The organism is Collimonas silvisoli (assembly GCF_018305005.1).
Classification (GTDB): Bacteria; Pseudomonadota; Gammaproteobacteria; order Burkholderiales; family Burkholderiaceae_D; genus Collimonas; species Collimonas silvisoli.
Genome location: NZ_JAGQEG010000018.1, coordinates 62,916 through 71,603, shown reverse-complemented (window position 1 = coordinate 71,603; position 8,688 = coordinate 62,916). Strand labels below are relative to the sequence as shown.

Genomic DNA, 8,688 nt, shown 5'->3' with positions numbered 1-8,688 from the left:
CTGCTGAACAGTTTGGCAAAGAAACCCTTATCCGATTTCTTGTCCTTGGCGTCTGCATCCTGATCGACGTAACGCACGAAGTACAGGCCTTGCGTGCGGTCACGATCTTCCACCGTGAAACCGACACGGTCCAGCGCCAGGCCAACCCGACGCCATGCGCGGTCGAAACCTTCATCCACTTGCACATAATCGCCGGCGGCGTTCTTCACCAGCTTGGAACGTGCTTGCAACGATGGCGCATTGGCGACTGCTGCCTTGGCTTTCACTTCGTCGTTGCCCAGACGGCCCATCAAACGCGACAGGAATTCTGCTTCCAGTTGCGGATCGGGAGCGCGTGCAGTCCAGATGCTCGATTCTTTTTGCGCGCCGGACAATACTTCTTCCGCGCCGCGATGGCTGATATAGATTTCGGTAGTGCCGTTAGGACCGCGCTCCAGGCGGGTGCGGAACTTGTCGCGCTCACCGGTCGAATACAGGGAATCGAATACCTTGCCCAGCGTATTGCGCACGAAATCCTGTGGGATCTTGGCACGGTTTTCAGCCCAGTCGGTTTCCATCACACCGGTTTCCGAATTTTCGACATTGATCAGGAAACCCGAATCCTGCCAGAAATCCTTGACCTTGGGCCACAGGCTTTCAGGGCTGGCCTTGACCACCAGCCAGCGCTGCGAACCATCGCGTTCGATATGCATGTCAGGCGCGGCGTTAGGTGCGATTGCAGCGGCAGCTTCGGCCGGGCGCGCGCCCTGCTCAAGGTTATAACCGGAGGCGGTCGCAGTACCTGCGTTCGATTCAGGAATCGCATAACGATTCTCGCGCTGCAACTGCGTCAGATCAGGCGGGATATCCAGTTTTGGCGCCGTCACCTTGCCTGCGCTTTTGTAATCGATGCGATCCGGTTCAAGCACCGAACCGATCGACGAGCATCCTGCCAGACCGGCGAGCGCCAAAGCGATGACAACGCCACGTTGTGTGAGACTGATTTGAGTCGATGGAATGTTCTTGCGAATAGTCATGTGGATACAGGATCAAAAAGACGAGAGAAATGGAAACGCCTGTCAGCGCAGTTTATTGTAATACACCCGATTCACGCAGCGCCGCCCGCACCGTCGCATGAAACTCGGCAGCCAGCGGCACCAATGGCAAACGGATTCCGTCCGACATCATGCCCATCTCCGTGAGCGCCCATTTCACAGGCAAAGGATTCGGCTCAACAAATAATTTATTATGCAGCGGCAAAAGTTTGTTGTTCAGTTTGACTGCTTCAGCAACATTTCCGTTCATTGCCGCGACACACAGCAAATGCATATCGCGCGGCGCGACATTGGCCGTCACCGAAATATTGCCCTTGCCGCCGCAGAACATCAAAGCCATGGCGGTCGCGTCGTCGCCGGAATAGACGGCGAAATCTGCCGGCGCCAGACGAATCAGATCGGAACCGCGGCCGATATTGCCGGTGGCGTCCTTGATCCCGATAATCCCTGGCACTTGCGCCAGGCGCAGTACGGTTTCATTGCTCATGTCCGCCACGGTGCGGCCGGGGACATTGTACAAAATGACCGGCAAATCGACCGCTTCGGCGATTTTCTTGAAATGCTGGTACATGCCCTCTTGCGTCGGCCGGTTGTAATAAGGCACAACCTGCAGCGATGCGTCGGCCCCGGCTTCCTTGGCAAAACGCGTCAGCTGGATCGCTTCCGCGGTGGAATTGCCGCCGCTGCCGGCAATGATCGGAATCCGTTTGGCGGCATGGTCGACCGCCAGCTTGATCAAGGCACAATGCTCTTCTACCGTGACCGTCGGCGATTCGCCGGAAGTACCGACGATAACGATGGCGTCGGTGCCTTCGGCGATGTGCCAGTCAATCAGCTTTCGCAAACCTGGCAAGTCGAGACTGCCGTCGGTGTGCATGGGAGTAACGATTGCAACAATGCTGCCCTTGATCATGATCGTGAATGCGAAAAATAAAAGACTGATTGTAGCGGATCGCCGTGGCTATGGGTAATTTCCACTTGTAAAACAGTTTACAAATACAATTTCCCAGAGGAAACCTACCGCAATTCACCTCTGAACCGCGTCAAATTCTTATGCGATACGCAGAGCTGAAACTGTGCCGCCGGCTTGCTTAATGGCGCAAATCCGCTGCACCATGGCCGGCTTCGGCGCTTCTATAAAACCGTCTTCGAAGGCCAGCACATGCCAGCAACTAGCCGTATCGGCAGCCAGCAAGGCCAGCAATTCGCCGGGCTGCAGTAAAAAATCGGGATTGGAGGGCTTGCCAAATTGCTCATTGCCGGCGGCAAACGTTTCATATAACAGGACGCCGTGCTTTGCCACGCTCTCCAATATCAGGGGAAACAATGGCCGATGCAGGTAGTTGGTTACCACCACGGCGCTGAATCGAGAGGCATGGAATAAATCCGCCAGCACCTCCGCCGGGCCGCCTTCCAGATCGATCTGGCGCGTCGTTACGCCGGCCGCCTGGATCTCCGCCAGCAACTCAGGATTGCGGTCAACCGCCAAAACCTGCAGGCCGCGCTGCGCCAGCCAGACGGCGTGGCGGCCATTGCCGCAAGCCAGATCCAATACCGTACCGGCAGGTATCAAGCCGCCGAAGCGGCTGATCCAGGATGAAACCAAATTTATCGACACGCTTGTCTGCCGTTATCTGTTGGATTGACGAATTAACGTTGAAGAACGGGTAGCCGGGCTTCAGTTATAGCTCAAGCCCATCGCCTCGCGCACATCGCGCATCGTATCCTGCGCCAGCTTGCGTGCATGATCGCAGCCATCCGCCACAATTGCCCGCACCAGCGAGGGATCGTCGAGATACTGCTGAGCCCGTTCGTGCATAGGCTCTTGTTCTCTAATGATGGCGTCGATCACGGGCTGCTTGCATTCGAGGCAACCGATGCCGGCGCTGCGGCAGCCCTTGGTCACCCATTGCCGGGTTGCATCGTCGGAATACACCAGATGGAATTGCCAGACCGGGCATTTGTCCGGATCACCCGGATCGGTGCGACGCACCCGTGCCGGATCGGTCGGCATGGTCCGCACTTTCTTGGTGACCACGTCCTTGTCTTCACGCAGCGCGATGGCGTTGCCATAACTCTTGGACATCTTTTGACCGTCCAGGCCCGGCAAACGCGAGGCTTCAGTCAGCAGCGCTTGCGGCTCCGTCAGAATCAGCTTGCGGCTGCCCTCCAGGAAACCGAACAAGCGCTCGCGGTCTATCATCGACAAGTTCTGGGCATCGTCCAGCATGGCTTTGGCTTGCCCCAGTGCGTCTTCGCTGCCTTGCTGCTGGAACTGGGTGCGCAACTCGTTGTAAAGCTTGGCGCGTTTGCTGCCCAGCTTCTTGACGGCTTCCTGGGCTTTCTCTTCAAAGCCCTTTTCCTTGCCGTACAGATGGTTAAAACGACGCGCGATTTCACGCATCATTTCGATGTGCGGCACCTGATCGTCGCCCACCGGCACCTGGCTGGCGCGGTAGATCAGGACATCGGCGGCCTGCAGCAGCGGATAGCCGAGGAAACCATAGGTCGCCAGGTCGCGGTCGGCCAGTTTTTCCTGTTGATCCTTGTAGGTCGGCACCCGTTCCAGCCAGCCCAGCGGGGTCGCCATCGACAGCAGCAGATGCAGTTCGGCGTGTTCCGGCACCTTGGACTGGATGAACAGCGTGGCTTGCGAGGGATCGACCCCAGCCGCCAGCCAGTCGATCAGCATCTCCCAGGTACTGCTTTCGATCATGCTCGGATCGTCGTAATGGGTGGTCAACGCATGCCAGTCGGCGACAAAAAACAGGCAAGGCAATTCGGATTGCAGCCTTACCCAGTTTTTCAGCGCGCCGTGATAGTGGCCAAGATGCAAGGCGCCAGTTGGGCGCATACCGGAAACAACGCGATCAGGATACATAGTCAGGGTTAACTCGGGATAAAAAATTCATCGCAACAATTCATCACAACAACAGGAGCAGCGGCGACACGATCCATTGCAAGACTGTCTGCGCAATGGCCATCACCGGCATCATCCAAAAATACAATACTTTGAGCAAGACCACACCCATCACGATAAAAAAACCGTACGGCTCGATCTGGGCGAATTTATAAGCGTATTTGTTAGGCAGCAGACTGGTCAGGACGCGGCCGCCGTCCAGCGGCGGGATCGGAAACAGGTTGAAGGCAAACATTACCAGATTGGTCAGGATGCCGGCCCGCGCCATCAAGGCAAAAAAATCTTCCTGCACCTGGAACGCCTTCAGGCCGATCAGCAGCAGCAGCCATATCAGCGCCATCAAAAAATTCGCCGCCGGCCCGGCCAGCGCGACCCAGGCCATGTCGCGCTTGGGCTTGCGCAACTGGCCGAAATTGATAGGCACCGGCTTGGCGTAACCAAACAGGAAGGCGCCGCCGGTGGAAAAATACAGCAGTATCGGAATCAGGATAGTCCCGAAAGGATCGATATGCTTGATCGGATTGAGGCTCATGCGGCCTTGCATGTAGGCGGTGGAATCGCCGAAATACTTGGCGGCGTAGGCATGCGCGGCTTCGTGCAGCGTAATGGCAAACAGCACGGGCAAGGCATACACTGCGACGGTTTGGATAAGATCGTTCATGGGCGGGATTCTATCAGAGGGGCGCGAGAAGCCATCGGCAAAAGATCCGCGAGCGGACTATATGGAAAGAAGAAATTACAAAAAGACAATAATAAAAAGCATGGCTTGACGAAAACAGCGTCCCTGTCCCAAGCATCACAAACCAAACAAACCGGCGTCGCCACGCCCCTGGCGCACCAGCTCCGGCTCATCGCCGGTCAAATCGATCACCGTGGTCGGCTCCAGGCTGCAGGCGCCGCAATCGATCACCAGCTCGATCTGCTTTTGCAGCTGATCGCGTACTTCCTCCGGATCGGTCAAGGCTTCTTCTTCACCCGGCAAAATCAATGTAGTGCCGATCAACGGCTGCCCCAGTTCTTCCAGCACCGCACTGACGATACTGTGCTGCGGCACGCGCAGGCCGATGGTCTTGCGCGCCGGATGACTCAGGCGGCGCGGCACTTCCTTGGTGGCTTCCAGAATGAAGGTAAAAGCGCCTGGCGTTGCGCTTTTCAGCTGGCGGAACTGGCGATTATCGACTTTGGCGTACAGCGAGATTTCACTCAAGTCGCGGCATAGCATGGTCAGATGGTGCTTGTCGTCGACGCCGCGAATCCGCCTGACCCGCTCTACCGCATCCTTGTTATCCAGCTGGCAGACCAGTGCATAACAGCAGTCGGTCGGCAGCGCGACGATGCCGCCGGCCTGGATGATTTGCACCGCTTGCTTGATCAGCCGCAGTTGCGGATTATCTGGATGAATTTGGAAAAACTGGCTCATGGCTCAATATTTTAAAAAATAAAAAACGGCGCTAGCCTTCAGGCTAGCGCCGCCCTGCGTACTGAATTACAAAGCAGTTATTTGCGGATTACGCAAAGCCGCTATGCGTTGTTCTATCGGCGGATGGCTGGAAAACAGCGCCATGAAACCCGGCTTGTCATTGATGCCCAGCGCTGCCATCGATTCCGGCAATGTCGCCGGCTCAACCCCGCCCAGCCTTGCCAGCGCCCTTTGCATCGGCAAGGCGCTCCCCAACAATTTGGCCGAGCCGGCGTCGGCACGGAACTCGCGATGACGCGAAAACCAGGCGACGATCAGCGATGCGCCTATTCCCAGCACAATCTGCGACACTATCACAGTCGCCATATAACCGATGCCAGGGCCGCTGTTATTGTCACGCGATAAAGCGCGATCGACAGCATAACCGATGACGCGCGACAGGAACACCACAAACGTGTTCACCACGCCCTGGATCAGGGTCATGGTCACCATGTCGCCGTTGGCGACGTGGGCAATCTCGTGGCCCAATACAGCCTCGACTTCTTCCTTCGTCATGCTTTCCAGCAGGCCGGTGGAAACCGCCACCAGCGCCGAGTTTTTGAAAGCGCCGGTGGCAAACGCATTCGGATCGCCTTGATACACTGCCACCTCAGGCATGCCGATGCCGGCGCGTTGCGCCAGTTTGCCCACCGTATCCACCAGCCACAGCTCGGTCGAATTGGACGGTGTGGCAATGACGCGCGCACCGGTCGACCATTTCGCCATTTGCTTGCTGATCAGCAGTGAGAAAATCGAACCGGTGAAACCGACCACCAGCGAAAACACCATCAGCATCGGCAGGTTGAGGCCGGCGCGCGTCAGGAAACGGTCCACGCCCAGCACCGACAAAACGATGCTCATCACAACCATCACTGCAATATTGGTAGCGAGGAACAGGAAAATACGTTTCATGTAAAAAACTCCAGAATGGGAAAGAAGTGCCTTTAAAATAAGGCTGCCGATGCAAATTTCAAGGGCAGGAGCAGCAATTATGCCAGACTGCCTGCTTCGCAAAACATCGCATTTGCATAAAATTTTCACAACAAAAGCAATCCGCCCGTCAATCTAAAAAACACTCATGCTTGTTGCCACTGAATCAATCGTCGCACCCTCCTTCATCGCCCAAATCTGCCGGCCGTTTCTACGCGATCGCCTGATGCACCTGCTGCTGCTCATCGCCATCCTGCTCTCCGCCCTGTCGCCGCAACCGTTGGCGGAATATCGGCACTGGGTCGACTGGAGCACCATCGCGACCCTGGCCGGCATGCTGTTGCTGACCAAGGGCATCGAAGTCAGCGGCTACCTGGAACATCTGGGGCGGAGCATCATCAACCGCTTGCAGCAGGAACGTGTGCTGGCGGTGTTTCTGGTGTCGGCGTCGGCTCTGTTGTCAACCCTGTTGACCAATGACATCGCGCTGTTCATCATGGTCCCGCTGACCGTCGGCCTGGGCAGCATCAGCGGCTTGCCGATCGGCCGCCTGGTGATCTTTGAAGCATTGGCGGTGAATGCCGGCTCGCTGCTGACGCCTATCGGCAACCCGCAAAACATCCTGCTGTGGCAGCGCTCGCATCTATCCTTTGCCGAATTCACCTGGCAAATGGCGCCGCTGGCGTTGGCGATTTTTTTGCTGTTGCTGCTGGCGACCTGGTTTTGCTTTCCCAAACAAACCATACACGTTGAACTGGCAGACGATCCTGCCGCCTGCCGGGTCGGGCTGCTCAGGACTTGCGGGCTGCTCTATCTGGCGTTCCTGGCGATGGTGGAACTAGGGCATCCAGGCTGGGGCTTGCTTTGCGTGGCGGCGGCCGCGCTACTGTTTTGCCGGGAGATCATGGCCCAAGTCGACTGGAGCCTGATCCTGGTCTTCATCCTGATGTTTATCGACATCCGCTTGCTGACGCAGTTGCAGTCGATCCAGGAATGGGTGGCGGCGATTCCGCATTTTTCCCGGCTTGAACTGTTTATGAGCGCCCTGCTCGGCTCGCAAATCATCAGCAACGTTCCGGCCACTATCTTGTTAGTGAATTATTCTGCGGCTTACAAGCTGATCGCATACGGCGTCAACGCCGGCGGTTTCGGCCTGGCGATCGGCTCGCTGGCCAACATCATCGCGCTGCGCATGGCTCCCGGGCGCCATCTGTGGCTGCGCTTCCACTTGTACTCTTTTCCCTTCCTCATCTTGTCAGCCTTGATTGCCTGGGGCTTGCTGGCCTGAATTCAGCGGAAAAACGAAAGCCTGGTCAAGAACGTGTAATCGGCTTCGGTCGCCATCAGGCCTACCAGCACCAGCAGGCACATCGGCGGCAACAGGATTGCGATCACCAGCGCCAGCCGTTCCCAGGCCATGTGCATGAAAAAGGCGACGATCAGCCCGGCCTTCATCAGCATCAGCATCAGGATCAGGGTCCAGCGCAGGTAGCTGTGAAAATTAAAGTAGTCGACCAGATAGGAAAACGTGCTGAGCACGAACAGCAGGCCCCATATCTTCAGATACAGGCTGATCGGATGTTGTTGTCCTGTGGCGGAAGTCATGAGCGCACCTACCAAAGATAGAACAAGGCAAAAATGAAGACCCAGACCAGATCGACAAAGTGCCAGTACAAGCCGGCGATTTCGACAATCTGGTAGTTGCCGCCGGCCCTGGTGCCTTCGTCATAACGGCCGCGCAGCAGGCGTACGGCCACCGTAATCAGGTAAATCACGCCGGCGGTCACATGCAAGCCGTGGAAGCCGGTGATCATGAAAAAGGTCGAGCCGAACTGCGGCGCTCCCATCGGATTGCCCCAGGGCCTGACCCCCTCCTGCAAAATCAGTTTAGTCCATTCGAACATCTGCATGCTGACGAAACATGCGCCGAAACCGGCGGTGACAAACATCAGTATCGCCGCCTTTGCCCGCTCGCGGCGATAAGCAAAATTGACCGCCATCGCCATCGTGCCGCTGCTGCTGATGAGGATAAAGGTCATGATGGCAATCAACAGCAACGGCACCTCGGCGCCGCCGATCCTCAGACCGAACACCAGGCTCGGATTGGGCCAGGGGATGGTGCTGGAGATACGCACCGTCATGTAGCCGGTCAGGAAGCAGCTGAAAATGAAGGTGTCGGACAGCAGGAAGATCCACATCATCGCTTTGCCCCAGGACACCTGGAACGCCTGCCGGTCCGAGGACCAGTCGGCCACCAGTTGCCGCCAGCGGTTGGGGGCCGCTGTGGCTGGCGTTGGCGAAATAACTGTGTTCATACATTCTCCTTTGCGGCTGCTTACTCGCCT

Annotated in this window: 10 protein-coding genes; 1 reads left to right on the top strand and 9 read right to left on the bottom strand. The window is 57.0% G+C overall.

Annotated features, from left to right (window positions below; genetic code table 11):
• The 7 genes from bamC to htpX form a co-directional block, all read right to left on the bottom strand.
• Positions 1-1,016: outer membrane protein assembly factor BamC (gene bamC, locus KHU33_RS06940; RefSeq protein ID WP_211461780.1), on the bottom strand; the 1,016-nt coding region annotated here is incomplete at its 3' end.
• A 52-nt stretch (positions 1,017-1,068) separates the two neighbouring features.
• Positions 1,069-1,947 (bottom strand): 4-hydroxy-tetrahydrodipicolinate synthase, encoded by an 879-nt coding sequence (gene dapA / locus KHU33_RS06935; RefSeq protein ID WP_211461779.1) that lies wholly within the window; start codon positions 1,945-1,947, stop codon positions 1,069-1,071.
• 138 nt (positions 1,948-2,085) lie between these two features.
• Positions 2,086-2,652 (bottom strand): class I SAM-dependent methyltransferase, encoded by a 567-nt coding sequence (locus KHU33_RS06930; RefSeq protein ID WP_211461778.1) that lies wholly within the window; start codon positions 2,650-2,652, stop codon positions 2,086-2,088.
• Positions 2,653-2,712: 60 nt separating this feature from the next.
• Complete coding sequence (locus KHU33_RS06925) at positions 2,713-3,915, bottom strand: tryptophan--tRNA ligase (RefSeq protein WP_211461777.1); 1,203 nt, start codon at positions 3,913-3,915, stop codon at positions 2,713-2,715.
• Between the two features lie 43 nt (positions 3,916-3,958).
• The gene (locus tag KHU33_RS06920; RefSeq protein ID WP_211461776.1) at positions 3,959-4,615 is read right to left on the bottom strand and encodes a site-2 protease family protein; all 657 of its coding nucleotides are present in this window, start codon (positions 4,613-4,615) and stop codon (positions 3,959-3,961) included.
• A 135-nt stretch (positions 4,616-4,750) separates the two neighbouring features.
• Positions 4,751-5,374, bottom strand: coding sequence for an L-threonylcarbamoyladenylate synthase (locus KHU33_RS06915; RefSeq protein WP_211461775.1), 624 nt, complete (start codon positions 5,372-5,374; stop codon positions 4,751-4,753).
• Positions 5,375-5,440: 66 nt separating this feature from the next.
• Positions 5,441-6,325, bottom strand: coding sequence for a protease HtpX (htpX, locus tag KHU33_RS06910; protein ID WP_211461774.1), 885 nt, complete (start codon positions 6,323-6,325; stop codon positions 5,441-5,443).
• 166 nt (positions 6,326-6,491) lie between these two features.
• On the opposite strand from htpX, the gene KHU33_RS06905 reads away from it, so the two are divergent.
• A complete protein-coding gene (locus KHU33_RS06905) occupies positions 6,492-7,631 on the top strand; it encodes an SLC13 family permease (RefSeq protein ID WP_211461773.1) in 1,140 nt (379 codons plus the stop codon).
• A 2-nt stretch (positions 7,632-7,633) separates the two neighbouring features.
• On the opposite strand, the gene KHU33_RS06900 is transcribed toward KHU33_RS06905, so the two are convergent.
• Together KHU33_RS06900 and KHU33_RS06895 are read right to left on the bottom strand one after the other, a co-directional pair.
• Complete coding sequence (locus KHU33_RS06900) at positions 7,634-7,948, bottom strand: cytochrome C oxidase subunit IV family protein (RefSeq protein WP_211461772.1); 315 nt, start codon at positions 7,946-7,948, stop codon at positions 7,634-7,636.
• Positions 7,949-7,956: 8 nt separating this feature from the next.
• Positions 7,957-8,658, bottom strand: a complete 702-nt coding sequence (locus KHU33_RS06895; RefSeq protein WP_211461771.1) for a heme-copper oxidase subunit III family protein — start codon at positions 8,656-8,658, stop codon at positions 7,957-7,959.
• Positions 8,659-8,688: the final 30 nt, after the last annotated feature.